Source organism: Alteromonas sp. ABM1_013 (genome assembly GCF_056160505.1).
Genome location: NZ_JBSWXH010000004.1, coordinates 562,202 through 587,822, shown reverse-complemented (window position 1 = coordinate 587,822; position 25,621 = coordinate 562,202). Strand labels below are relative to the sequence as shown.

27 protein-coding genes are annotated in these 25,621 nt (G+C 43.9%); 24 read left to right on the top strand and 3 right to left on the bottom strand.

The window, feature by feature from the left end; translation table 11 throughout:
* Positions 1-7: 7 nt before the first annotated feature.
* From yidC to ACXAGK_RS14405, 21 genes are all read left to right on the top strand, one after another.
* A complete protein-coding gene (gene yidC, locus ACXAGK_RS14505; protein WP_474856756.1) occupies positions 8-1,666 on the top strand; it encodes a membrane protein insertase YidC in 1,659 nt (552 codons plus the stop codon).
* 70 nt (positions 1,667-1,736) lie between these two features.
* Complete coding sequence (locus tag ACXAGK_RS14500; protein WP_334014123.1) at positions 1,737-2,219, top strand: YajQ family cyclic di-GMP-binding protein; 483 nt, start codon at positions 1,737-1,739, stop codon at positions 2,217-2,219.
* 2 nt (positions 2,220-2,221) lie between these two features.
* A complete protein-coding gene (mnmE, locus tag ACXAGK_RS14495; protein WP_474856755.1) occupies positions 2,222-3,610 on the top strand; it encodes a tRNA uridine-5-carboxymethylaminomethyl(34) synthesis GTPase MnmE in 1,389 nt (462 codons plus the stop codon).
* Between the two features lie 97 nt (positions 3,611-3,707).
* Positions 3,708-4,145 carry an FMN-binding protein MioC gene (gene mioC / locus ACXAGK_RS14490; RefSeq protein WP_474856754.1) on the top strand — a complete coding sequence of 146 codons (438 nt, stop codon included), beginning with the start codon at positions 3,708-3,710 and terminating at the stop codon, positions 4,143-4,145.
* 27 nt (positions 4,146-4,172) lie between these two features.
* On the top strand, positions 4,173-4,841 hold the full coding sequence (locus ACXAGK_RS14485; RefSeq protein ID WP_474856753.1) for a DnaT-like ssDNA-binding domain-containing protein: 669 nt from the start codon (positions 4,173-4,175) through the stop codon (positions 4,839-4,841).
* A gap of 6 nt (positions 4,842-4,847) precedes the next feature.
* Positions 4,848-5,675 carry an ATP-binding protein gene (locus ACXAGK_RS14480; RefSeq protein ID WP_071960318.1) on the top strand — a complete coding sequence of 276 codons (828 nt, stop codon included), beginning with the start codon at positions 4,848-4,850 and terminating at the stop codon, positions 5,673-5,675.
* Between the two features lie 889 nt (positions 5,676-6,564).
* Positions 6,565-8,466 (top strand): tRNA uridine-5-carboxymethylaminomethyl(34) synthesis enzyme MnmG, encoded by a 1,902-nt coding sequence (mnmG, locus tag ACXAGK_RS14475; protein ID WP_474803335.1) that lies wholly within the window; start codon positions 6,565-6,567, stop codon positions 8,464-8,466.
* Positions 8,467-8,782: 316 nt separating this feature from the next.
* Complete coding sequence (gene rsmG, locus ACXAGK_RS14470; protein ID WP_474803338.1) at positions 8,783-9,418, top strand: 16S rRNA (guanine(527)-N(7))-methyltransferase RsmG; 636 nt, start codon at positions 8,783-8,785, stop codon at positions 9,416-9,418.
* A gap of 35 nt (positions 9,419-9,453) precedes the next feature.
* Complete coding sequence (locus tag ACXAGK_RS14465; RefSeq protein ID WP_474803341.1) at positions 9,454-10,248, top strand: ParA family protein; 795 nt, start codon at positions 9,454-9,456, stop codon at positions 10,246-10,248.
* A gap of 44 nt (positions 10,249-10,292) precedes the next feature.
* Complete coding sequence (locus ACXAGK_RS14460; protein ID WP_118491049.1) at positions 10,293-11,171, top strand: ParB/RepB/Spo0J family partition protein; 879 nt, start codon at positions 10,293-10,295, stop codon at positions 11,169-11,171.
* A 206-nt stretch (positions 11,172-11,377) separates the two neighbouring features.
* Positions 11,378-11,764 carry an ATP synthase subunit I gene (locus ACXAGK_RS14455; protein WP_474803345.1) on the top strand — a complete coding sequence of 129 codons (387 nt, stop codon included), beginning with the start codon at positions 11,378-11,380 and terminating at the stop codon, positions 11,762-11,764.
* Positions 11,765-11,865: 101 nt separating this feature from the next.
* Entirely contained in the window at positions 11,866-12,699 is an 834-nt protein-coding gene (gene atpB, locus ACXAGK_RS14450; protein WP_012520223.1) for a F0F1 ATP synthase subunit A, read from the top strand.
* 99 nt (positions 12,700-12,798) lie between these two features.
* The gene (gene atpE, locus ACXAGK_RS14445; RefSeq protein ID WP_012520222.1) at positions 12,799-13,020 is read left to right on the top strand and encodes a F0F1 ATP synthase subunit C; all 222 of its coding nucleotides are present in this window, start codon (positions 12,799-12,801) and stop codon (positions 13,018-13,020) included.
* Between the two features lie 45 nt (positions 13,021-13,065).
* Positions 13,066-13,536, top strand: a complete 471-nt coding sequence (gene atpF, locus ACXAGK_RS14440; RefSeq protein ID WP_269917846.1) for a F0F1 ATP synthase subunit B — start codon at positions 13,066-13,068, stop codon at positions 13,534-13,536.
* Between the two features lie 14 nt (positions 13,537-13,550).
* Positions 13,551-14,084 carry a F0F1 ATP synthase subunit delta gene (atpH, locus tag ACXAGK_RS14435; protein ID WP_025257159.1) on the top strand — a complete coding sequence of 178 codons (534 nt, stop codon included), beginning with the start codon at positions 13,551-13,553 and terminating at the stop codon, positions 14,082-14,084.
* A gap of 13 nt (positions 14,085-14,097) precedes the next feature.
* Positions 14,098-15,639: a F0F1 ATP synthase subunit alpha gene (gene atpA, locus ACXAGK_RS14430; RefSeq protein ID WP_269917847.1), complete on the top strand. Its 1,542-nt coding sequence runs from the start codon at positions 14,098-14,100 to the stop codon at positions 15,637-15,639.
* A gap of 58 nt (positions 15,640-15,697) precedes the next feature.
* The gene (gene atpG, locus ACXAGK_RS14425; protein WP_012520217.1) at positions 15,698-16,558 is read left to right on the top strand and encodes a F0F1 ATP synthase subunit gamma; all 861 of its coding nucleotides are present in this window, start codon (positions 15,698-15,700) and stop codon (positions 16,556-16,558) included.
* 33 nt (positions 16,559-16,591) lie between these two features.
* The gene (atpD, locus tag ACXAGK_RS14420) at positions 16,592-17,977 is read left to right on the top strand and encodes a F0F1 ATP synthase subunit beta (RefSeq protein ID WP_012520216.1); all 1,386 of its coding nucleotides are present in this window, start codon (positions 16,592-16,594) and stop codon (positions 17,975-17,977) included.
* Between the two features lie 60 nt (positions 17,978-18,037).
* A complete protein-coding gene (locus ACXAGK_RS14415) occupies positions 18,038-18,451 on the top strand; it encodes a F0F1 ATP synthase subunit epsilon (RefSeq protein ID WP_012520215.1) in 414 nt (137 codons plus the stop codon).
* Between the two features lie 199 nt (positions 18,452-18,650).
* Entirely contained in the window at positions 18,651-19,637 is a 987-nt protein-coding gene (locus tag ACXAGK_RS14410) for a hypothetical protein (RefSeq protein WP_474856752.1), read from the top strand.
* Positions 19,638-19,786: 149 nt separating this feature from the next.
* On the top strand, positions 19,787-20,386 hold the full coding sequence (locus ACXAGK_RS14405; protein ID WP_474856751.1) for a glutathione S-transferase family protein: 600 nt from the start codon (positions 19,787-19,789) through the stop codon (positions 20,384-20,386).
* Between the two features lie 23 nt (positions 20,387-20,409).
* On the opposite strand, the gene ACXAGK_RS14400 is transcribed toward ACXAGK_RS14405, so the two are convergent.
* Entirely contained in the window at positions 20,410-20,991 is a 582-nt protein-coding gene (locus ACXAGK_RS14400; protein ID WP_474856750.1) for a tRNA-uridine aminocarboxypropyltransferase, read from the bottom strand.
* A 98-nt stretch (positions 20,992-21,089) separates the two neighbouring features.
* Between ACXAGK_RS14400 and ACXAGK_RS14395 the strand changes: the two genes are divergently transcribed.
* The 3 genes from ACXAGK_RS14395 to ACXAGK_RS14385 all read left to right on the top strand — a co-directional run bounded on the left by ACXAGK_RS14395 (position 21,090) and on the right by ACXAGK_RS14385 (position 23,716).
* Positions 21,090-21,428 (top strand): MGMT family protein, encoded by a 339-nt coding sequence (locus ACXAGK_RS14395; RefSeq protein WP_474856749.1) that lies wholly within the window; start codon positions 21,090-21,092, stop codon positions 21,426-21,428.
* Positions 21,429-21,499: 71 nt separating this feature from the next.
* Positions 21,500-22,696 (top strand): HD-GYP domain-containing protein, encoded by a 1,197-nt coding sequence (locus tag ACXAGK_RS14390; RefSeq protein ID WP_474856748.1) that lies wholly within the window; start codon positions 21,500-21,502, stop codon positions 22,694-22,696.
* 378 nt (positions 22,697-23,074) lie between these two features.
* Positions 23,075-23,716: a YiaD family glycine zipper/OmpA-like lipoprotein gene (locus ACXAGK_RS14385; RefSeq protein ID WP_179985088.1), complete on the top strand. Its 642-nt coding sequence runs from the start codon at positions 23,075-23,077 to the stop codon at positions 23,714-23,716.
* 37 nt (positions 23,717-23,753) lie between these two features.
* Here the strand turns inward: ACXAGK_RS14385 and ACXAGK_RS14380 are convergent, their stop codons facing one another.
* Positions 23,754-24,245: a nuclear transport factor 2 family protein gene (locus ACXAGK_RS14380; RefSeq protein WP_474856747.1), complete on the bottom strand. Its 492-nt coding sequence runs from the start codon at positions 24,243-24,245 to the stop codon at positions 23,754-23,756.
* A 371-nt stretch (positions 24,246-24,616) separates the two neighbouring features.
* A complete protein-coding gene (locus ACXAGK_RS14375; protein ID WP_474856746.1) occupies positions 24,617-25,618 on the bottom strand; it encodes a LacI family DNA-binding transcriptional regulator in 1,002 nt (333 codons plus the stop codon).
* Positions 25,619-25,621: the final 3 nt, after the last annotated feature.

Sequence of the window (25,621 nt, the reverse complement as noted above, 5' to 3'; positions counted from 1 at the left end):
GACCTCTATGGAATCGCAACGTAGTTTTCTGATAATTGGCCTTGCGCTAGTTAGCTTTTTGCTTTGGCAATCATGGCAAAAAGATTATGGGCCGCAGCCAGTTGTGCCTGTTGAGCAACAACAAACGCAAGAAACATCACAAGGTGTGCCTTCATTTGATGACAATGGTAGTGAAGATGTACCTAGCAGTGATAGCGTGCCCGCTGCACAGCCTATTGCTGCGGCGCAAAACACAAACCGTATTATTGAAGTAAAAACCGATACGCTTGATTTACGCATCGATTTGTTAGGTGGTGATGTAGTATCAGCAGACTTACTTAAGTTTCCAGTTGAGCAAGGTTCAGACATACCTTACAGCCTGCTTCGTTCTGGCAATGGTCTATATGTTGCCCAAAGCGGTCTTATTGGCGCACAAGGTCCAGATGCAAGCAGTAGTGGCCGCCCTGTTTACAACGCGCAAAGTGAATTCTATGAAATGACGGGCGACACCCTTGTTATTCCTCTTACTTGGAAAAACAATCAGGGCTTGGCTATCACCAAAACCTTCACTTTCACTAAAGGTCATTACGACGTAAACGTAAGCTATAGCGTTGAAAATGGTACCGGCAGCGCAGCAACGGTTCAGCCGTACGCGCAGCTTAAGCAAGTGATGGAATTTGAAGACGACGGCAACATGTTTATGCCAACGTACCGTGGTGCCGCTTATTCAACGGAAGATGACCGCTATCAGAAATACTCGTTTGACGAGATTGAAGATGACAACCTTCGTGAAACCACAAAAGCGGGTTGGGTAGGCATGCTTGAGCATTATTTTGTGTCAGCATGGGTACCTTCACAAGAACAAACCAATACGCTTTATTCACGTAACTTGAAAAATCAGTACGCAGTCATTGGTGTATTATCACCTTCTGAAAGCGTTGCCTCAGGTGAAACTAAAACTATTGCGTCTACCCTATACATGGGCCCGAAAGACCAAGATAAGCTTGCCAAGATTGCTCGCGGTTTAGACCTGACTGTTGATTACGGCATTTTATTTTGGATTTCACAACCGCTGTTTGCCCTTCTTACGTTCCTACATAGCTTAGTTAATAACTGGGGTGTGGCAATTATCCTTATCACTATTGTAGTGAAAGGCGCAATGTACTGGCTAACCAAGAAGCAATATGAATCAATGGCGCGCATGCGCAACCTAGCACCTAAGATGCAACAGCTTAAAGACCGCTTTGGCGATGACAGACAGAAAATGTCGCAAGCCATGATGGAGCTATACCGCAAAGAAAAAGTAAACCCGATGGGCGGCTGTTTACCCCTTCTTCTACAAATGCCTATCTTCCTAGCCCTTTATTGGGTACTGATGGAAAGTGTTGAACTACGCCATGCAGACTTTGTGCTCTGGATTACTGACCTTTCTACAAAAGACCCATACTTTGTACTGCCTATTCTAACAGGCGCGAGTATGTACCTATTGCAAAAACTTCAGCCAACCACCATTACTGATCCAATGCAGCAAAAAATCATGCAGTGGATGCCGGTAGCAATGAGTGTGTTCTTCCTGTGGTTCCCTGCAGGTCTGGTACTATACTGGCTAGTCAGTAACGTGATTACCTTGGTTCAAGCCAAAATGATTTATGCTTCCATGGAGAAGCGGGGCATCAGCAGTAAATAACACGCTGATCAATTAATTATACAGCCCGCCTATGCGGGCTGTTTTGTCTTAAAAGATAGAGGATTAACCTGTGCCATCATTTGATATTGTTTCAGAAATCAACATGGAAGAAGTTCGTAACGCCACCGAGAACGCCAGCCGCGAACTATCAACGCGTTTTGACTTTCGCGGCATCGATGCCAGCTTTGAATACAAAGATAAAACCGTGGTTATGAAAGCCGAGGCTGAATTCCAACTTCAGCAAATGGAAAGTATGTTTAGAACGGCGATGTCTAAGCGCAATGTAGATACCTCATCAATGGATGTGAAGCCTTATGACGCTCACGGTAAAACCTATCGCCAAACCATTGCGTTTAAGGAAGGTATTGAGCAGCCCACGGCAAAGAAAATTGTAAAGCTGGTTAAAGATGCCAAAATCAAAGTGCAAACCGCTATTCAAGGTGAAGAGCTTCGCGTAACTGGGAAGAAGCGCGATGATTTACAGCAAGTAATTTCGCTGGTTAAAGAGTCGAACTTAGGCCAACCTTTCCAATTTAAGAACTTCCGCGACTAATTATGGAATCACTCACCCTTTCTACCGACACTATTACTGCACAAGCGACAGCGCCCGGCCGTGGCGGGGTAGGTATTGTGCGTGTTTCAGGTCCTAGGGCTAAAGCCATCGCAGAGGCGCTAGTACCAAGCGCACTAACACCACGTCTTGCGACCTACACGCCGTTTGTTGATGCTAACAACAGCGTAATAGACCAGGGCATAGCACTGTTTTTTAAAGGGCCAAACTCTTTTACCGGAGAGGATGTGCTTGAGTTACAGGGCCATGGAGGCCAGGTAGTGATGGACATGCTGATTGATGCCGTGCTTGCAACGGGCCATGCCCGGCTTGCCAACCCCGGTGAATTCAGTGAACAAGCCTTTTTAAATGATAAATTAGACCTTGCGCAAGCAGAGGCGATTGCCGACTTGATTGATGCAAGCTCTAAACAGGCAGCCAAAAGTGCGCTGCGTTCACTGCAGGGTGAGTTTTCCACACAAATTCAAACGCTATCCGACCAAATCGTACACCTTCGTATGTACGTAGAGGCCGCCATTGATTTTCCTGAAGAAGAAATCGACTTTTTGTCTGATGGAAAAGTATCGGGTGATTTGAGCGCCATCATGCAGAGTCTTACTAAAGTGCGCGAGCAGGCTAAACAAGGAACCTTGCTGCGCGAAGGTATGCAGGTAGTGATTGCGGGGCGCCCTAATGCGGGTAAATCGAGCTTATTAAACGCCCTAGCAGGACGTGATAGCGCTATTGTTACTGATATCGCCGGTACTACACGCGATGTATTAAAAGAGCACATTCACATTGATGGTATGCCGGTGCATATTATCGATACTGCAGGTCTTCGTGAAAGCCCAGATAAAGTAGAGCAAATAGGCATTGAACGTGCGTGGCAAGCTATTAACGAAGCTGACCATGTTTTGTTTGTTGTAGACTCTACCGCAACGTCAGTTATCGACCCTTACGAGATTTGGCCAGAATTTATGGCGCGCTTGCCACAAGGCATTCCCGTTACCGTAGTTCGCAATAAAGCGGACTTAAGTACCTTAGATATCGGACAAAGTAAGGTTGCTACCGAACAAGGCGATATCTCGGTTATCAACTTATCAGCCAAAGAAGGTAGCGGTGTCGATACGCTAAAAGCACATCTGGCAAAAACAATGGGCTTTGATACGACCACCGAAGGTCAGTTTATTGCGCGAAGACGACACATAGATGCACTTGATCAAGCCTACAGCTATGTAAGCACTGGTGAACAGCAGCTACATGACGCCATGGCCGGTGAATTATTGGCTGAAGAGTTACGTTTGGCTCATCAAGCGCTATGTGAGATAACCGGTGAGTTCACATCCGACGATCTCCTTGGCAAGATTTTTTCATCATTCTGTATCGGCAAGTAGCGTAATAAACAAAGTGATAAGTAAGAAGGTGAATAACCTAACGGATAAGACTTACTTACGTTAAGACGATAATCGAAAATAGAGAAGCAACCCAATAATGAGCAAGCATTTTGAAATCATCGTTGGCACCATGTTAGGCGCCGCAGAATACGTGGCAGATGCCATTGCGGAAAAGCTTGATGCGAGCGGGCACACCCACACTATTCACGCTGAACCTAATCTGGACGAGATAAAAACAGAGTCAACGTGGATCGTGTGCACGTCTACCCATGGAGCAGGCGAACTACCTGACAATATCCAACCGTTTGCAAAACAGCTAGAAAATGCTGATTTAAGCTTAGTGAACGCCTACGTTATTGGACTGGGCGACACAAGCTACGACACCTTTTGTTTCGGTGCGAAAGAAATGGAGAAGCAGATAAAAAACGCAGGTGGTACATTAATCACTGATGCCCTTTACATTGATGTGCTTGAACATCCTATTCCTGAAGATCCTGCAGTAGAATGGTTTGAAGAAAAGCTGGCCAATGCTTAACAACACCATCAATGTGGACATTGCACTATGAACAGCAATCTTACCCAAGCTGAACTAGCGGCGTTGCAATCTCCTCTTTCTAACGATTGCCGGGTGCTTTATTTACTAGGGCTTCGAATAGGTGCAAATTCATCAACCACATCGTCTGCGCCTATTGATTACAAGCAGCTATTAAATTTACTAAACGGCGACGACAAAGAAGAACCCTATCAGCGTGGCCGACAGATCAATAGCTTGGTGAAGCAGCTTGAACAAGTGGGGTTGGTCGCCCTGCCCATCGAACTTGATCTTGAACACACGATTAATGGAAAAACCCTGCTTCTTCCACTTCTAAGCGAGCCCCAGTCAGACTTCGATCAACTGCATGCTCGGCATAGTGCAATGACAGCCAATTGGACACCTAATAAAGCGCTGTTTGAAGAGATGGCCTCGCTACTCGGTATCATTGATAAGACATTTGATGACAATGAGGTGGGTGAATTCATCGCCTACTGGTTGGGAAGACCAAGTTCTGTATTTAGCGAATTTCAATGGACGCAAAAATTTGCCAACAATATCAAGCGAAAGCGCTTGGCTTCAGGCTATGCTCCAACAAAAGTGGTAGGAACGCAGCAAGTGAAAGTTGCAGCCGGCATAGAAGCAGATGATAATGCTAGAAAGCTGGTGGAAAAGTATGCCGCAACAAAGAAGAGTTAATTCATTATGGATCGTATAACTGACAAAATTGCTAATCTTGCCAAAGCGCTTAAAAAAGATGTCGATCCCAATGGTGAGTACATCGACTACAAAACGCTGCGCAAGCAGTATGAAGCGAAAGCTAACGAGGAAGTGTCACAACTACAGCAGCGCAGTAAGAAAGCGCGTGTAGAAGCTATCCATGGCCGTTCTGACTTAAATCCAAAGTGGACGTTTGCCAACTTAGTGGAAGACAGTGACGATGTCATAGAAGCGGTTTCTATCGCACAGTCGTTTATTGCAGCTCATGATGATCCAGCGTGGCGCCAAAGTGGCTCTCATATGATGATTTTCTACGGCGATTATGGTCGCGGTAAGTCTCATATTGCAGGCGCTATTGCCCATCAACTTATCGAGCAATATGAGATCTCTGTGCTATACCGTCAGCTTTCAACTCTGCTCGAAATGCGCAACTTTTCTTTTGATTTCTCTGCTACCGATAATGCTAGTCAGCGTTTCAGAGAAATTAACCAAGAGCTTTTAGACGTAGATTTGCTTATTTTAGATGAGGTCTGTGTCAACGAGTCTGCACTTAAGAAAAACGCACAGAGCTGGTTTGGGAACTTGCTACGGCAGCGCTTAGTGAACAAGAAAAACTGTATCTTAATCACTAATCACAACTTGGCCGAACTTGAAAATGCCCTTGGCCGTTATTGTTTCGAATCGATTAAAGAGTACGACACGTACAAAGTGCGATTCCAAGGCCCAAGCCGCCGTGAAGGCCTAACTATCGAACAAGAGGATATGCAAGGCTCTGTTGCACAGCCACGCTATCAACCTAACCAGGTGCGCTAACAGCACCTGGTTTACGCCCTTTTAATCCATTGCCCATTCTTCGTTTTATCTTTTAGAAACGCTTATTCTCTTCACAGTCTGTGTTAATCGATAGTGGATCAATCAATCTGTTGATCTCTGGTTTAACCACATAATACTGTTCCAATACGTAGATACACACATCGATCCCGTTAATTCATACGATTAAATCACCTTACTGCTTCACATTATGGTTTAAAATGTGACTGTATTTTGGACAGTGCTGATATTTTTATTGTCAGAAATAGCTAATTTTGAAGAAAATAATTTCGTTGTTAATAAAGTTACGCACTTTTTTAAAAAGACACATCAATGTGATCGGACGATCTAATCACAGCTTTTGGAAAAGATCTCCTCCACAATGTGATCGCGCTATAACGCACGTAATTACACGATCTTTTGATCGCAATACATAAATAACAAACATTTTATCCCCAGTTGGATCACATCTTGATCACCCCTGTGGATAGGATCCTACAAACCACTGTGCATAAGCTTTGATCGAAAAAAGAATAACTTTTCAAAGGATTCGGGGTGTGGATAAAAAGGCCATTTATACACAAGTTTGAGGTAGGGTTATTGATCGGGGTTTCCCAATGTTATTGATCGCGTAACTTGATGATCTTAATGTGCTTTGATCGGTTACCCACAGATCTTCATGATCCTAATAAAAGTAAAAATAAACAGATCTAAAAGAGATCTTAAGATCTTATAATTCGATCACACCTTTTCAAAAACTGGTTTTGAGGAAAATTTAATCATTTTCTTTATCCAATAAGTCAGATAAAATACGCGCCCTTTTTTCAGCAGTCTCTGCGTGAAAAAATTAGTTTTTAATCGGCTTATCGTAAGTTAATAGTGAGGTTTAACCATGTTTTATGCTGAAGCATTTGATGTCATCGTTGTAGGTGGTGGACATGCAGGTACAGAGGCGGCACTTGCAGCTGCTCGCATGGGAGCAAATACGCTTTTGCTAACTCACAATATCGAAACGATCGGTCAGATGTCCTGTAACCCAGCAATCGGCGGGATCGGGAAAGGGCATCTTGTAAAAGAGATCGATGCGTTAGGCGGTGCTATGGCTCTGGCCATCGACAAAGGTGGAATTCAATTTAGAACACTGAACTCTTCAAAAGGCCCAGCGGTACGTGCTACTCGTGCACAAGCTGACAGAACGCTTTATAAAAACGCCATTCGTGACATTGTAGAAAATCAAGAAAACCTAACTTTGTTTCAACAAAGCGTTGACGATCTCATTGTTGAAAACGATCAGGTGTGTGGCGTTGTTACGCAAATGGGCCTGAAATTTAAAGCTAAGTCAGTCGTGCTGACAGTAGGCACCTTCCTTGGCGGTACCATTCACATTGGTCTTGAGAACTATCGCGGCGGTCGTGCGGGCGATCCTCCGTCTATTGCTCTTGCAGAAAGACTTCGTGCGCTTCCATTTCGCGTTGAGCGTTTAAAAACAGGGACGCCAGCAAGACTTGATGCACGCTCGTTAGATTTTTCTGTGATGCAACCTCAGCCTGGTGACAATCCAACGCCGGTATTCTCGTTTATGGGTGATAGAAGTATGCACCCTACGCAAATCCCGTGTTACATCACGCATACTAATGAAAAAACTCACGATATCATCCGCGGTGGATTAGATCGCTCACCCATGTTTACAGGGGTTATCGAGGGTATTGGTCCGCGTTACTGCCCAAGCATTGAGGATAAGATCACACGCTTTGCCGACAAGACTTCGCATCAAATTTTTGTCGAGCCAGAGGGCTTAAACAGCATTGAAGTTTATCCAAACGGTATTTCAACCAGTTTGCCGTTTGATGTGCAAATGAATCTTGTTCGCTCGATCAAAGGTTTTGAGAACGCGCACATTGTTCGCCCGGGTTATGCGATTGAATATGATTTCTTTGACCCACGTGATCTGAAGCAAACATTGGAAACTAAGTTCATCCGAGGTTTGTTCTTTGCAGGGCAAATTAACGGTACCACTGGCTATGAAGAAGCGGGTGCGCAAGGCTTAGTAGCGGGCGCGAACGCAGCGCTACAAGTTCAAGAAAAAGACCCGTTGATTTTACGCCGAGACCAAGCATACATGGGCGTACTTATCGACGACTTAGCCACCATGGGTACGAAAGAGCCGTACCGCATGTTCACTAGCCGTGCTGAATACAGACTTCTGCTTCGTGAAGACAATGCCGATAGCCGCTTAACCGCGATGGGCCGAGAGATTGGTCTTGTTGATGATGCGCGCTGGGCGAAATTTAACGACAAGATGGAAGCGGTAGAAAGTGAACTACAGCGCCTTCGCGGACAGTGGATCCACCCTGATCATGCAGCTACACCTGAACTCAATACCATGCTGAAAAATCCGGTGAGTCGAGAACATTCTCTTGAAGAACTGATACGCCGACCAGAAATGACGTACAGTCAGTTAATGGAAATTGAGAGTGTTGGCCCAGGTCTTGAAGATCCGATTGCTGCAGAGCAAGTAGAAATTCAAATTAAGTACGCTGGCTACATTGCCCGTCAAATGGATGAAATTGCGAAAACGCAGCGACACGAAAATACATTGTTGCCGGTTGATATGGATTTCAGCAAGATTTCTGGCCTGTCGAATGAGGTGGTTGCCAAATTAACCGAAGCCAGACCGGAAACTATTGGTAAAGCGTCGCGCATTTCGGGCATTACCCCGGCGGCCATTTCTTTACTGCTGGTTTATCTTAAAAAACACGGCATGTTACGCAAGCAAGAGAAAATTAGTGCGTAAAACACGCGCTTAATTCATCAGGCTACTCGCAGCGCTTAGTTTTTCCTGTTTATTCGCGTATTATGCTAGTCATAATTGCCTTAGCTATGCGAAAGCTAGAAAAACTAGGTGCTTACCATACAGTTCTATTGTTCCTCTTCACTAGCGTCGTGCGGCTTTTACTTAACGTACATTTGATTCGTACGTGAATAAGTCGTAATGATTAGCGGCGATGGAAGTGTAACAAATACATAAAACAGATTGCGGTTCGCCGCTAATGTTTATGTCAAAGACTAAGTTAAGCTTAAGACTTCAACGCGAACAGACAGATTTTTCAATGACGATACAGCAAGAATTGCATACCATTTTGGTTTCTGGACTTGATGCCCTTTCACTAGATTTAAGTGATAAGCAACAGCAGCAGTTAATTGACTATGTGCTGCTCATGGATAAATGGAATAAGGCGTATAACCTCACTTCCGTTCGGGATCCAAAGCAAATGATGGTAAAACATATTCTGGACTCGTTAGCGATTGTCCCCTTTCTTGAGGGTGACAATATCATTGATGTTGGTACAGGCCCTGGCCTTCCAGGTATGCCGTTAGCCATCGCGTTTCCAGATAAATCTTTTACGCTACTTGATTCATTAGGCAAACGCGTACGGTTTATGACCCAATGTGTGCATACGCTTGGTTTAACTAATGTGACTCCTGTGCAAAGCCGCGTAGAAGAGCACAATGGCGATAGACCTTACGATATTGTGCTAAGTCGAGCTTTCGCTTCGCTAAAAGATATGTTGCACTGGTGTCAGCATCTGGTAGATTCTGAAGGACAATTTTTGGCGCTTAAAGGTCAGTTTCCAAAAGATGAAATAGAAGAAGTGAGTGATCACTTCCATGTGAGTAAGACGGAAAACCTCACTGTGCCAAATTTAGTAGGCGAACGACATCTGGTTTGGCTAAAAAAGAAATAGCCGAAAAATAGAAAAAGACGAAAACAGGATCTAACGTGGCTAAGGTAATCGCGATCGCGAATCAAAAAGGTGGTGTTGGGAAGACAACCACCGCAGTTAACGTGGCAGCGTCAATGGCAGCAACCAAACGCAAGGTATTGCTGATTGATCTCGATCCACAAGGCAATGCCACCATGGGTAGCGGCGTTGATAAATACGACGTTGAATCTACGGCATTCGAGTTGTTAGTTGAAGAGAAACCCATTAACGATGTCATCGTTAAAGCGACAAGCGGCAAATACGACCTCATCGCTGCGAACGGTGACGTGACCGCAGCAGAAATTAAGCTGATGGAAATGTTTGCTCGTGAAGTAAGGCTTCGCAATGCGCTAAAGCCAGTTATGGACTACTACGATTTTGTCTTTATCGACTGCCCGCCTTCACTTAACCAATTAACCGTGAACGCCCTAGCTGCAGCTGATTCGGTAATGGTGCCCATGCAGTGCGAATACTATGCACTTGAAGGTCTTACGGCCCTTATGGATACCATTCAAAAATTAGCGTCAGTGGTGAATCCTGAATTGAAGATTGAAGGCGTATTGCGTACTATGTACGACCCGCGCAACCGCCTTGCTAACGACGTTTCAGAACAATTGAAGCGCCACTTTGGTGAACAAGTTTATCGTACGGTTATTCCGCGCAATGTTCGCCTAGCTGAAGCGCCGAGCTTCGGTACGCCAGCGATGTACTATGATAAGTCATCGACAGGTGCTAAAGCCTACCTAGCATTGGCCGGTGAAATACTGCGCCGTAGGGACAAGACATCGCCTAAACAGGCAAAAGCTAGTTAAACACAATAAGCTGAATACCATCAGCACATGCCATAGAGGACACTATGTCAGCACGTAAAAGAGGCCTTGGCCGCGGTTTAGATGCGCTACTCGCAACCAGCCAATCATCTGCTCAAAAAGAACAAGATGCCGCCGAGGTAAATTCAACCAACGGTGAGTTAAGCAAGCTCCCTATTGAATACTTAGTGCCAGGCAAATATCAGCCTCGTAAAGACATGTCACCTGAGGCATTAGAAGAATTAGCCTCATCTATTCGGGCACAGGGCATTATTCAGCCGATTGTTGTGAGAAAAGTGGATGAACACCGTTATGAAATTATTGCCGGTGAGCGTCGTTGGCGCGCTTCACAATTAGCACAACTAGACGAGGTGCCGTGTTTAGTCAAAAACGTACCTGATGAAGCTGCCGTTGCTATTGCTCTTATCGAAAATATTCAGCGTGAAGATCTTAATGCAATGGAAGAGGCTCAGGCGCTAGACCGTTTAATGAGCGAATTTGCGTTAACTCATCAAGAAGTGGCAGAAGCGGTGGGTAAATCTCGTACAACCGTAACTAACCTACTTCGTCTGAACAATCTAAACGATGATGTAAAACTGTTAGTCGAGCACGGTGATATTGAGATGGGACATGCCCGCGCCCTTTTAGCTTTAGAAGGCGAAACTCAGTCAGAAACAGCGCAAGTGGTTTCGGGTAAAGGTCTTACCGTTCGCGATACTGAAAAGCTCGTTAAAAAGCTATTAGAGCCCGCGAAGCCAAAGCCTGAGAAGAAAGTTGATCCTGATGTTCAAAATCTTATGACTCGGCTTTCAGAAAATTTAGGCACGCCTGTGGTCATCGACCATAACGCTAAAGGCAAAGGTAAGCTAACGATAAGTTTTAGTGACCTTGAACAATTAGATGGAATTATCTCTAAAATTCAATAGTTTATATTAATAACGGCCGAAGTGGTTCCCTTGCCTACCCGCAATTGACATGCTGTCCGACACTAGCAGCGGACACTCTCCTTTCCGGTTATAGCAATAGAAAATTTTCAGAATAACTTTCAAAAAGCGTTGTACTGTTGAAAATTGTCGGTAAAACAGTATACTTCTGACGCTTTTTGTAAGACGTGAACAAGCTGCGAGTAAAAGTGACGAACAAGTTAGCGAAGCGCGGGATAGACCTCGCAAAAAAAGGGCTACTTTTTCAGGCTGTCACGGCCCTATTCGTTACGGTCATCGCAGGTGCTGCAGGAGGAAGTCATTCCGCCATGTCGGCAGCAGCAGGCGCTCTAATCAGTATCCTGCCCAATAGTGTTTTTATGGCTTTCGCGTTTCGATATGCGGGTGCGAGTAAAAACGACCTTGTTGCACGGAGTTTTAGCCAAGGCTCAAAATTGAAGCTGGCACTGACAATCATTTTATTTGTAATTGCTTTTAAAGGTTTAAACGCCGCGCCATTAGAGATTTTCATGGCATTTGTGATTACAACCGCTAGCCACGGGCTAGCCATGTTTCATTACGGTACGAAACAATAAAGACAACGCGAGGCGTTGCGATAACTAAAACAACGTAATCGACCGATTGAGACAGTAGAACCAGTCACCAAATTTTTACACTTTACAACTTGGGTTAAACAATGGCATCTGAATACACTACCTCAGAATACATCAAGCACCACTTGACCAATGCCACCATGTGCTCAACTGACAACGGAATTGCTTTTAACAAAGCGTGTTCTGACGCCGGTTTTTGGGCATGGCATGTTGATACACTGGCATGGTCTATTGGTCTTGGTCTTCTTTTCTTAATCATTTTTAGAAGCGTTGCTTCAAAAGCGACAACCGGCGTACCTGGCAAAATGCAGGCGTTTGTTGAGCTTGTTGTTGAGTTTGTTGACGACAACGTTAAAAGCACTTTCCACGGTAAGAGCGCACTTATTGCGCCATTAGCGCTAACTATCTTTGTATGGGTATTGCTAATGAACCTTATGGACTTGGTGCCAGTTGATCTCATTCCATGGGTATCTGGTCTTATCGGCCAGGCGGCTTTTGGCATGGATCCACACGACGTTTACAACAAGGCAGTTCCAACCACTGACCTTAACTTAACGTTCGCACTGGCTTCAGGCGTGTTTATCCTTATTCTTTTCTATTCAATCAAGATGAAAGGCATAGGCGGTTTTGCTAAAGAACTGACTATGCAGCCTTTCGGTCACCCTATCTTTATTCCGGTGAACTTTATTCTTGAAACCGTTACTTTGCTTGCGCGTCCGCTTTCACTAGCACTGCGTTTGTTCGGTAACTTGTATGCCAGTGAGCTAATCTTCATTTTGATTGCTACAATTGGCTACTTCCAGCTTCCACTACACTTCATGTGGGCTGTGTTCCATATTCTGGTACTTCCGCTTCAAGCGTTTATTTTCATGATGCTTACCATCGTGTACTTAAGCCTGGCGTGTGAAGACCACTAAGCATTAACGGGTGTCGGTTTTGGTTTTTAATCGGCACCGTTTTTACAGAGTTTGACTTTTAAACATTAACTTTAAATTTAACTTAAATCGGAGACGTAAATGTTATACATCGCTGTTGCACTACTGATTGGTCTTGGTGCCCTAGGTACCGCTATTGGTTTCGGTCTACTAGGTGGTAAATTCCTAGAATCTGCCGCTCGTCAACCTGAACTAGCACCTCAACTACAAGTTAAGATGTTCATCGTAGCGGGTCTTATCGACGCCATCGCGATGATCGGTGTTGGTATCGCTCTATACCTATTGTTCGCTGTTGGTGCCTAATTTTACTAAACACTTTTTTAGCGAACTTTAAGAGGAGGGGCGATTGTGAATTTTAACGCCACTTTTATAGGTCAATTAATCGCCTTCGCTGTGTTCGTGGTGTTCTGCATGAAATATGTATGGCCTCCACTGATGGCAGCGATTGAAGAACGTCAGAAGAAAATTGCCGATGGGCTTGAAGCTTCTGAACGTGCAGAGAAAGACCTAGAGCTTGCTCAAGCGAAAGCTACTGAGCAATTGAAAGATGCGAAAGCGCAAGCAGCTGAAATTATCGAGCAGGCTAAAAAGCGTGCCAACCAATTGGTTGACGATGAAACGCAAAAAGGTCATGCGGAACGCGAAAAAATTATCGCTTCTGGTTATGCCGAGATTGAAGCTGAACGCAATCGTGCCAAAGAAGATTTGCGCAAGCAGGTTTCTGCACTTGCAGTAGCTGGCGCACAGCAAATCTTACAACGTGAAATCGATGCTAACGCACAAAACGACATTGTTGAAAAACTTGTCGCTGAGCTTTAATTGGGAGATGAGCCATGTCTGAATTGACTACTGTTGCTCGTCCTTATGCTAAAGCTGCTTTCGATTTTGCTGTCGAGAAAAATGCCGTTGCAAAATGGCAAGAAATGCTCACCTTCGCAGGTGAAGTAGCAGTAAATGAAGATATGCACCAGTTACTAACTGGTGCTATCGCCGCTGATACGCTAGCCGACATTTTTAATAATGTGTGTGGTGAGCAACTCGACGAACACGGTCAAAACCTAGTAAAGGTTTTGGCTGAGAATAAACGTTTAGCCGCGTTGCCTGAAATTTCTACTTTGTTTGATGCGTTTAAAGCGGATTACGACAAAGAAGTAGAAGTGGACGTAACCTCAGCATCTACGCTGACTGATGCCCAAACAAATGAATTGGTAGCATCTTTGGAAAAACGTTTGGCACGTAAAGTGAAGCTTAATTGTAACGTGGACCCTGCCCTGATCGCTGGAATGGTAATAAATGCCGGTGATACAGTAATTGATGGTTCCGTAAAGTCGAAATTGAACCGTCTAGCAGACGCGTTGCAAGCATAACGGGGATAAGAGCATGCAACTTAATTCCACTGAAATTGCTGAACTGATCAAGAAAAGAATTGAACAGTTCAATGTAAGCAGTGAAGCACGTAATGAAGGTACTATCGTCGCAGTAACTGACGGTATTATCCGCATTCATGGCCTTGCAGATGTAATGCAGGGTGAAATGATTGAGCTTCCTGGAAGCCGTTACGCAATTGCACTAAACCTTGAGCGAGACTCTGTAGGTGCAGTTGTTATGGGTCCTTATGCGGACCTTAAAGAAGGCGATAAAGTACAATCTACTGGCCGTATTCTTGAAGTACCAGTAGGTAACGCACTACTAGGTCGTGTTGTAAACACACTAGGTGAGCCTATCGATGGTAAAGGCGCAATTGATGCTGCTGGTTTCGAGCCAGTTGAAAAAATTGCACCTGGCGTAATTGAACGTCAATCAGTAGACCAGCCTGTACAAACTGGTTATAAGTCAGTTGATGCCATGATCCCAGTAGGTCGTGGTCAGCGTGAGCTTATCATCGGTGACCGTCAGTGTGGTAAAACAGCAATGGCTGTTGACGCTATCATCAACCAAAAAGGTACAGGCATTAAATGTGTGTACGTAGCGGTTGGTCAGAAAGCGTCTACTATCGCTAACGTGGTACGTAAACTAGAAGAGCACGGTGCCCTTGACCACACTATCGTGGTTGCAGCATCTGCTTCTGAGTCTGCAGCGCTTCAATACCTAGCGCCTTACTCTGGTTGTACTATGGGTGAATACTTCCGTGACCGCGGTGAAGATGCGCTAATCGTATATGATGATTTGTCTAAGCAAGCTGTTGCTTACCGTCAAATCTCACTACTACTTAAGCGTCCACCAGGCCGTGAAGCATACCCAGGTGACGTATTCTACCTTCACTCACGTCTACTAGAACGTGCTGCACGTGTAAACGAGCAATACGTTGAGCGTTACACTAACGGCGAAGTGAAAGGTAAGACAGGTTCATTGACTGCGCTTCCTATTATCGAAACGCAAGCTGGTGACGTATCTGCATTCGTACCAACTAACGTAATCTCAATTACCGATGGTCAGATCTTCTTAGAAACTGACTTGTTTAACGCAGGTATCCGTCCAGCGGTTAACGCTGGTATCTCGGTATCTCGTGTTGGTGGTGCTGCACAGACTAAAATCATCAAGAAATTGGGCGGCGGTATCCGTCTAGCCCTTGCTCAGTATCGTGAACTTGCGGCGTTCTCGCAGTTTGCTTCTGACCTTGATGATGCAACTCGTGAGCAACTTGAGCACGGTGAGCGCGTAACTGAGCTAATGAAGCAGAAGCAGTACGCTCCACTATCAATTGCTAACATGGGTGTATCTCTGTTCGCGGTAGAAAAAGGTTTCCTTAAGGGTATCGAGCTTAACAAAATCCTAGATTTTGAAGCCGCTCTTCACTCTTACATGAACAGCGAACACGCTGACCTTATGAAGACTATCAACGAATCAGGTAACTACAACGACGAGATTGCCTCTAAGTTGAACGACGCTTTAACAAACTTTAAAGCGACACAAACTTGGTAATCAATGGTGCTGGTGTTTAACCACCAGCGCAATTCGTTGAGTAATCGGAGAGATAGTCATGGCCAGCGGTAAAGAAATAAAAGGTAAGATTGGGAGTATCAAAAATACTCAGAAGATTACCAGTGCGATGGAAATGGTTGCTGCGTCTAAAATGAAAAAGGCGCAGGAACGTATGGCTTCTGGCCGTCCATATGCACAAAATATGCTTAAAGTGATTGGTCACATTGCAAACGGTAACCTTGAATATCGCCATCCATATTTGGAAGAGCGTGAAGTCAAGCGCGTCGGTTACATTGTGATTTCCACTGACCGAGGCTTATGTGGTGGCTTGAACACCAATGAATTTAAGCTCGTCACCCAAGATGTCAAAAAATGGCGTGAACAGGGTGTAGAAGTGGATTTCGCTGCATTAGGTTCTAAAGCGTGCAGTTTCTTCAACCGCTTTGGTGGCAAGTTGCTTGCTGCTGAATCTGGTTTAGGTGACAAGCCGTCTGTGAGCGATGTAGTGGGTGTTGTACGCGTTATGCTTAAAGCGTACGACGAAGGACAAATTGACCGAGTATTCTTGGTATTCAATGACTTCGTTAACACCATGACACAGAAACCTGTGATCAATCAGTTATTGCCTTTGCCAAAGTCAGAAGACGAAGAATATCAACATCGTTGGGACTACATCTACGAGCCAGATCCAAAAGAAATTTTGGAAGCACTAATGGTTCGTTACATTGAGTCTCAGGTGTATCAGGGTGTTGTAGAAAACGCGGCTTCAGAACAAGCTGCGCGAATGGTTGCCATGAAGGCAGCAACCGACAACGCCGGTAACCTTATTGATGAGTTACAACTGGTATATAACAAAGCGCGTCAGGCTGCAATCACACAAGAAATCAGTGAGATTGTTAGCGGTGCCGCAGCGGTGTAGGCAAAGGTTTAAAAGAGATAACGAGGACAAATTATGAGTCAAGGTAAGGTCGTCCAAATCATTGGCGCCGTTGTGGACATTGAGTTTCCACAAGATGCGGTACCAAGAGTTTATGACGCACTACGAGTTACCGAAGGTGACTTGTCAGGTCTAACCCTGGAAGTGCAACAGCAATTAGGTGGCGGTGTTGTTCGTGGCATCGCACTAGGTACTACTGACGGACTAAAACGTGGTCTTACAGTAGAAAATACCGGTAACCCAATCATGGTTCCAGTTGGTACTAAGACACTAGGTCGTATCATGGATGTATTGGGTAACCCAATCGACGAAGCAGGCCCAATTGGTGAAGAAGAGCGCATGTCTATTCACCGTGAAGCGCCTAGCTACGAAGATCAGTCTAGCTCGGTAGAACTACTAGAAACTGGTATCAAAGTAATCGACTTGGTTTGTCCATTCGCTAAGGGTGGTAAAGTTGGTCTATTCGGTGGTGCGGGTGTAGGTAAAACCGTAAACATGATGGAACTTATCCGTAACATCGCAATCGAGCACAGCGGTTTCTCAGTATTCGCAGGTGTTGGTGAGCGTACTCGTGAGGGTAACGATTTCTATCACGAAATGAACGATTCAAACGTACTTGATAAAGTATCGCTTGTATACGGTCAGATGAACGAGCCACCGGGTAACCGTCTACGTGTTGCACTTACCGGTCTAACTATGGCTGAGAAGTTCCGTGACGAAGGTCGTGACGTTCTATTCTTCGTAGACAACATCTATCGTTATACACTAGCAGGTACTGAAGTATCAGCACTTCTAGGTCGTATGCCATCTGCGGTAGGTTACCAGCCTACTCTTGCAGAGGAAATGGGTGTACTTCAGGAACGTATTACGTCAACGAAGACTGGCTCAATCACGTCAATCCAAGCGGTATACGTACCTGCGGATGACTTGACTGACCCATCTCCAGCGACAACCTTTGCTCACTTGGATGCAACGGTAGTACTTTCTCGTGATATCGCCTCTCTTGGTATCTACCCTGCGGTAGACCCACTAGATTCAACGTCTCGTCAGCTAGACCCACTAGTAATCGGTCAAGAGCACTACGACGTAGCACGTGGCGTACAGACTGTTCTTCAGCGTTATAAAGAGCTGAAAGACATCATCGCGATCCTAGGTATGGACGAACTATCTGAAGAAGACAAGCAAGTAGTATCACGTGCTCGTAAGATTCAGCGTTTCCTATCTCAGCCGTTCTTCGTAGCAGAAGTATTTACTGGTGCACCTGGTAAGTATGTTTCTCTAAAAGACACAATCAGTGGTTTTAAAGGTATTCTAGACGGTGAGTATGATCACCTTCCAGAGCAGGCCTTCTACATGGTTGGTTCTATCGAAGAAGCGCTAGAGAAAGCCAAGAAAGCATAATAGCGGGGCTAGCATTAGCTAGCCTAGCATCATGCTAACGTACCTAATCAGGAGGTTCACATGGCAATGACAGTACATTTGGACGTAGTAAGCGCGGAGAAAGCGATTTTCTCAGGACGCGTTGAATCGATTCAGGTGACAGGTAGCGAAGGTGAATTGGGTATTAACCCAGGTCACGCGCCACTTATCTCTGCTATTAAACCTGGTATGGTGCGTTTGGTTAAACAGCACGGTGAAGAAGAAGTAATTTATGTTGCTGGTGGTGTACTAGAAGTACAGCCTAACAACATTACCGTACTGGCTGATACCGCGGTTCGAGCTGAAGATCTTGACGAGCAGGCAGCACAAGAAGCCAAACGACGTGCAGAAGAGCACATCGCCAACCCAGGCGCTGACTTTAACTATGCGGAAGCAGCTCACGAGCTTGCAGAAGCAATTGCACAACTTCGCCTTATTCAGAAGTTACGCAAGTAAAAAGCACAGCTTTGAAAAAACCCGCCAACTGGCGGGTTTTTTATTGTCGAACGAAAAGTAAACGTTCACATTCTCTTACGTTTATTTCTATTGCTATCACGACATACAAAGCTTATCGTTAATGCGTTTTAAAGTTATTGAATTAAAACGTAGCATGCGGTTTAAACAGCAATGCTGCCGCACTCAACGAATTGTATAAATGAAGCTCAATCCTTACTCTAACATGCATAAGGGAGCCTCTATTGGTTTCTTACCCTTATTGGCTACACTGATCCTTCTTTCCGTGCATTACTTTACCGGTGCATTAGAATGGCCTGACATTGGAGAAGTAAGAGCCCAGAGAGACTTCAATTCTGCAATTGCCATGTCTCTTTTGACCGGCTATTTCTGGTTCGCTCTGCGTCTTATGCATCAGAATGTCGCAAGTACATTAATTTCTCTGCTCGTAAAAACTAACCAGCTTAGTCAGTTTTCATCGCACCGTAATGAGCTCGCTGTTGAGTTTAAACACCATATTTTCAATGCCATCATTATTTCTATAATGATAACGATCGTGTATTGCATGTTTGAAGGACTAATTACGGTAAAGCAAGAAATTCACGTTCTCTTTTTGACCGCGACGGCCGTTCCCTTTTGGCTCTTAGCAATATTATTCTTGTTTCAAATATCGTCCAACATTAAGTACCTTACAAACAAAGTTCTACCTCATGCTGGTACTAATATTGATCATCTAAAATCAATAATGACAATTTTAAAACTTGGTACAACAAATGGCATTTTCGCGATGGGTGCACTCACTATTTTCCCCATTTTCTGGTTAAAAAAAGATATTCCGTCCATTGATGTTCTGATGGTTACTTTTTTCACTGGTGTAGTCGGGTTCTATTTATTTTGGCCAGTAATAAAACTCAAAAACATGCTAGAAAAAGAGCAGGAAGAGGCTGTTTTGCACCTTGAAGAAAGTATAGAAGACGGAATAAAACGTTACGCAAAGCAACAAGAGTCTGAAACCGCAGTTTCGATAGAGCAGCTAGAAAGTGAAAAAGAGCGCGTGCTTAAAATGGGATCTCGCATGATTGAGCCAAGAGATAAAGTAAGAGTGGCCGCATGTCTCGCCTTAATCCCATTTTCGTGGCTGTTATTGTTTTTAATAGAATGGTTAATTCAATTACCGAGATATCACTAAGAGGCTATTTGATAAACGTATCACCAACAATAGCTAATCTACAAATATCGTGAATAAAAGCTCCTTTAGTTTTACTCGAAATTTTAGTATTTGTCGCTTGAGCAATGCATTGGTAAGGTAAGAATAGTTTAGTCAACGAGATTACTACTGTGCGAATATACGGCGATAAACGTTCTGGAAACTGCTACAAACTTGAATTGCTGCTTTCTTTGTTAGGCAAAACCTGTGAATGGGTTAATGTTGATATAATGAAGGGAGAGACCAGAGCGCCGTCATTTCTTGAAAAAACGCCTAACGGTAAAATTCCCATACTTGAACTCGATGACGGAAGGGTGTTATCAGAGTCTAACGCTATCATGCATTACCTTGCTTCTAATACGCCTCTCGTTCCCTCTTCACCCTACCACTTTGCGCAACTGTTGCAGTGGCAGTTCTTCGAACAGTACAGCCACGAACCGTACATTGCCGTTGCCCGCTACATCAATATCTATTTAGGGTTGCCTGATGACAGAAAAGCGGAATATGAGTCTAAGCAAGCGGGTGGATACCGAGCGCTTGAGGTAATGGAACATCAACTTAACAACACACCCTATTTGATAGGCGATACCATTAGCTTAGCTGATATATCACTGTTTGCTTATACCCATGTAGCTCATGAAGGCGGCTTCGACTTGTCGGCATACCCTGCTATTCGCCATTGGATAAGTTTAATTAAAGGGCACAAAGGCTTTGTACCTATGAACACTTAGATAGTCCTGTGACCCTCTCAGCGTTAGATTTGCCTTCTATGGGACTTTGGCCCTTGCCAATGCTTCTGTAAGGCGTATTGAGCTTTGTGAAGTGCAGATACGTCGGTTTTGTCTAAACAGCTTATCGCATAGGCTGTCGCTTCGAGTGTAGAGAGCGCGTGCTCTAATTTTGTGTGACGAATTGCATAATTAGACGCTGGCGCCGATGAAAAGTGAAATGAAGGCAAAGTAGCAAGCCATGGGTTTTGCTTAACTATGCCGAATGCCTGTTTCCAGCTCCCGTCTATTAACAACAAGGTAGACAGTTTATTTAATCTTTCTTGTGCAGTACTTTCTATTGGCATACTGGTATCACTGGGATATATGAGTGCTGTATGTTCTAGAGAGCACTCGTTGGGCAAGCTACCCATAGCTTGCGCATCATTTGTAAGAACAATACGACTTGTTGGAATACACAAAGAAACTAGTCTTGCTGTATTTTTCGCATGATACGCTTCTTTTTCATGCTGGATAATGATGATATTTAACGACGTATCCACCGTGTTAATATGGGCGCAGATACACGTTGCTTCGGGGTATCCACATTTTTCACAATAGAGGCGCATTACCTTATTTCTCTAACTTTTTTTACAATGTTAACTGCGTTCATTTATCGCAATCACCTATTTAACAGCGCAACTTACCAGATAGGATAATATACAACATGGCAGGTGAAGCCGTACAATCTAGAGTAGAGAAAACGCTTTCTTACGTACCATCAGGACATGTAATTAATTACGGACAACTCGCTGATTTATGTGGGTTACCTGGCAGAGCAAGAATGATGGGGAAATGTTTAAGAGAGATAAACATAGACTGTAACTGGCATAGAGTATTACGTAGTGACGGAAAAATTGCTTTTCCTGCTGGCTCGGAAAAAGCAGAGGAGCAACGACAGCGTTTAACAGCGGAAGGTGTAGTTGTTAAAAATTACCGAGTCAATATGAGTAAATTCGCATGGAAGCCAGATTTACACACTATACTGTTAGAGCTAGAGTATTAGTTCCATAGAAAGTTTAGTAAATGCTCTGTAGCAACGTAATAGCATTTGGAAAATAGTGTTGTACATTTAGAATGATTAAAAAGATTACGATAGATCAGCTAATACCGGGTATGTTTGTTCATCAGATATTAGAGCAAAAAGGTACTTTAACGGTTAAAAGCCAAGGGCGCGTTATATCAAACGATGTCGTTAATGTACTGAAGAAGCAAGGCGTAAAAACGTTAGCTATCGATACTGAGAAAGCATTTGATCCTAGTAATAATTCAACTTCTTCTACGGACAATAGTAAGCCGAATAATTCGAATAAGGCTGAAAAAGCCAAAAAAGTCTCCCTTGAAAATGAGTTAACCAGGGCATCTAAACTTCACGAACAAGGCAAAGCGATTCAAAAGCTTTTGCTTGCTAGTGTTCAAAAGGAAACGCCTTTTGATGCAAGTATTCCAAAAGCATTTTCGAGCAAGCTGGTGGAGTCAGTTGATAGAAATCCTGATGCGCTGCTTTGCTTAACTAAAATTCGAGAGAAAGACGACTACTTGCTAGAGCACTCCCTTAACGTTGCTGTTCTTTTGGCGAACTTTGGCAAGTTTTTAGGTATGTCAGAAGAAGAGGTTCAAGACCTTTCATACGCGGGTTTTTTGCATGATTTAGGCAAAATAAAAATTCCAGATGAAATACTTCATAAACCAGGTCGCTTAACAGATAGCGAAATGGATATTATGAAGGGGCATGTAAAACACGGCGTAGACTATCTAAAAGAGACAGACATAGCGCAACCGCTTATTCAGGCAATTAGTGAACACCATGAACGTTTAGACGGCCTAGGCTACCCTGCTGGAACGAAAGGCAATGATATAAGTAAAGCAGGACGCATGTTGGCTATTGCAGATATGTACGATGCGTTGACTGCGGATAGGGTTTACAAAGCAGGTATGTCTAGCCAAAGAGCATTCTCTATCCTAATGAATGATGCCCCCACCCGACTTGATAAGTCGCTTGTACAGCAATTTATAAAATGCCTAGGTGTTTATCCCGTAGGTAGCCTAGTATTACTGTCTAATGAACGGCTAGCTATGGTACTGGAACAGAAAGGTTCACCTCTTTCGCCATTAGTAAAGGTTTTCTATTCCGTCCGTAATAGTCATTATTTAACACCGAAAGATATTGACCTATCTATAGATAAAACCGTAAGCATCACTAAGTCTGTTATCGCTTCAGACTACAAAATAGATGTAAATGCGTTCTTTGAGCGCTCAGTTTCGATTGGCTGAAACGTTACTTATTGGCAACACAGTGTAGAGTTTACACTGTGTTACCCAACTTCTTTTCTCTTCTTCTGTAAAAATAAACGCACCCGTTTAGCTAAGGTTCAGCATGTTTCGTTTAGAATTTAGCGAGATTAGTAAATCATGATACGAAATATTCGACGTTTATCGCTGATCTAACAGCAATAATTTTTTTAGATAAAATATAAATAGTAGTATCAATACCCTGCTAGCTATATCGTAAATAATGAGTGGAACGTTAATTGCAAACCTTAAGTATAAAGTTAAGTAATTAACAACGTTTTTATATAAAGCTCATTGAGAGTGGCAAAGGACATCTGACGCTTCTCAAAGCTGAGCTTTCAATTGAAAAAAGAGGAAGTTATGAAAAAGACTCTTGCTGTAAGTTTGATTGCTGCATCACTAACGGTGGCTGGTTGTGCAAATGACCCTAACAATACGCAAAAAGGTGCTGCTATTGGCGCGGTAGTTGGCGCATTACTTGGTAAAGCTACTGGCGACAACGATAAAAGTCGCTATGCCTGGGGCGCTGCGGTAGGCGCTATCGCAGGTGGTGCAATAGGTAATTACATGGACAAACAGGAAGAAGAACTTCGAAGTGAGCTTTCTGATACTGGTGTTCAGGTGGTACGTGAGGGTGATAATCTGCGATTAATCATGCCAGGGGATATTACTTTTGCAACAGATAGCTCAAGCATTAGCCCTAACTTTAACCCAGTGCTTCAAGATGTTGCGAAAGTCGTAAACAACTACGAGAAAACCGTATTGATGATTAAAGGTCACACTGACGATACGGGGTCAGAACAGTACAACCAGTCTTTATCTGAGCGTCGTGCAGGTGCGGTTAAAAACTTACTGATTAACTATTCAGTTAATCCAACACGTATTACGACAGTAGGTATGGGTGAATACTCGCCAAAAGTGCCTAACAACAGTGCGGCAAACCGTTCTATGAACCGTCGCGTTGAGATGGAAATACAGCCGCTTACCCAGTCTAATACCTAATGACCAGTAAGTGAGGTAAAGATCCAAAAGCCCCGTTTTAATGCGGGGCTTTTTCGTTGTCCATTGTTTTAATTTGCTCTGCAACGCTGTCAGCTATTGAATTTGGAATGGGTATAGCTAGATGGTATTGTGCTAATTTCCAATCCTCCCCAATTTTTATCAGAACGCCAGTCCCTCTTGTTTCGCCTAAACTTTTATTATCCAGCAACTCGTCGAACCAAGCTGTATTTTGGTCTGGCGAAAAATAGATGTGTCTATCTCTAGGGTGATATGTCCATCCAGTACCTTTATTGAAATGGGGTTTTGCATAGGCTTTAAATGTTTCTTTATCCCAAACTTCCGACGCGTCAGTACCTATGAAAATGGCGTTTTTATGATACAAGCTGAAATACGCTTCAAAGTTAGCAACGGACGCATTGTGATGCAGTGCATCAAGGGTTCGATTTACAGTGGCCTCGGCAGTATTGGCACTGACCTTTGTTCCTACCCCTAAACAAAGCAATAAAAAAGCTAACAATAGATACTTCATAATTTTTCCCCAAAAACTCTCCGCGGTATGCTGATAATTTAACGTGGCTACATCTGAAGTAAACTTCTATTTTTCGATAGCCTGACGCCTATGCGACTTATTTGTCATTTAATTTAAAAACAAGTGAAGCTTGGGATTTAGCTCGTTAAATTAGAAGGTGTAAATGTGCTTTAAATTATAAGGGGGGTTACATAGTTCAAAGGCGTGCGATATTTATAAACGATGCTAACGTTTTGCCATGTTCCACATGGAACACGCTCTATACGCTATTTTCCCAAACCATATGGGCTACAGTTCAGATGGGTTTCACTTACAATATATAAATAGATTTTCCTCTGTAATACTGCAGCTGCTAAGGTTCACAAATTATCTTAGCCATCATACTTCATAGTAGATTCACGCAGTATAAGTGTGGGCTCGAAGCTCAGTTTAACGTCATTAGCTTGCCCATAAACTTTGTTTAAAATGTATTTTGCTGACATCTCGGCCATGTTAGCAACAGGGTTACTTACCGTCGTTAGTCGTGGGAAAACATGATGTGCGAAAACTACGTCATCGAAACCAACAATTGATAGATCGTGGGGAAGACTCATGCCCAAATCCCGGGCGCAACTTATTGCCCCTGATGCCATCCAATCGTTAGCACATACTAATGCGGTAAACGGTAAGTCGCGAGCCATAAGTTCCAACAATCCAAGCTTTCCGTCTTCTTCAGTATAATTGCCTTCAAAAACGAGTTCGGAGTTAACCAAGAGCCCTGCTTCAGACAGCGCCCGATTGTGCCCTTCCAAACGCAGTTTGGCATCTCGCTTTTCTATTGGACCTGATATATACGCAATGTTTTTATGGCCTAATTCGAGTAGGTGGCGGGTGGCAAGATATCCCCCTTTCTCATTATCCAGCGTAGTGCACGCTTCAGAAAGCCCCTCGACTTGTCTGTTTACTAAAGCAATAGGAAGTTTGGACTGGTTAAGTTCTAATAAGTATTCATCTGACAGTGCTTCGGCGTGCATGATGAGTGCATCGCAGTTACGGCTTATTAAGAATTCTACCGCATCTTTTTCAGTTTCTAAGCAGTTTCGCCCTACAGTAATGATGACGTGCTTATCTGCAGCGCGTAACGTTGATTCTACTGCCTGCATCAAGTCGCCGAAAAAAGGAGCGTTTAGTTCAGGTACAAGCACGCCAATGCTGTCTGTTCGGCTATTAGCCAATGAGCGAGCGACGGAATTTGGACGGTAGTTTAATTCTTCTACCGCTTTTTCCACCCGCTCTCGCAACAGCTTATTTACCGAGGCTTTTCCGTTTAAAACGCGGGATACGGTAGATAAAGAAACACCTGCGCGCTCGGCAACTTGGTAAATGGTAGGCACGTG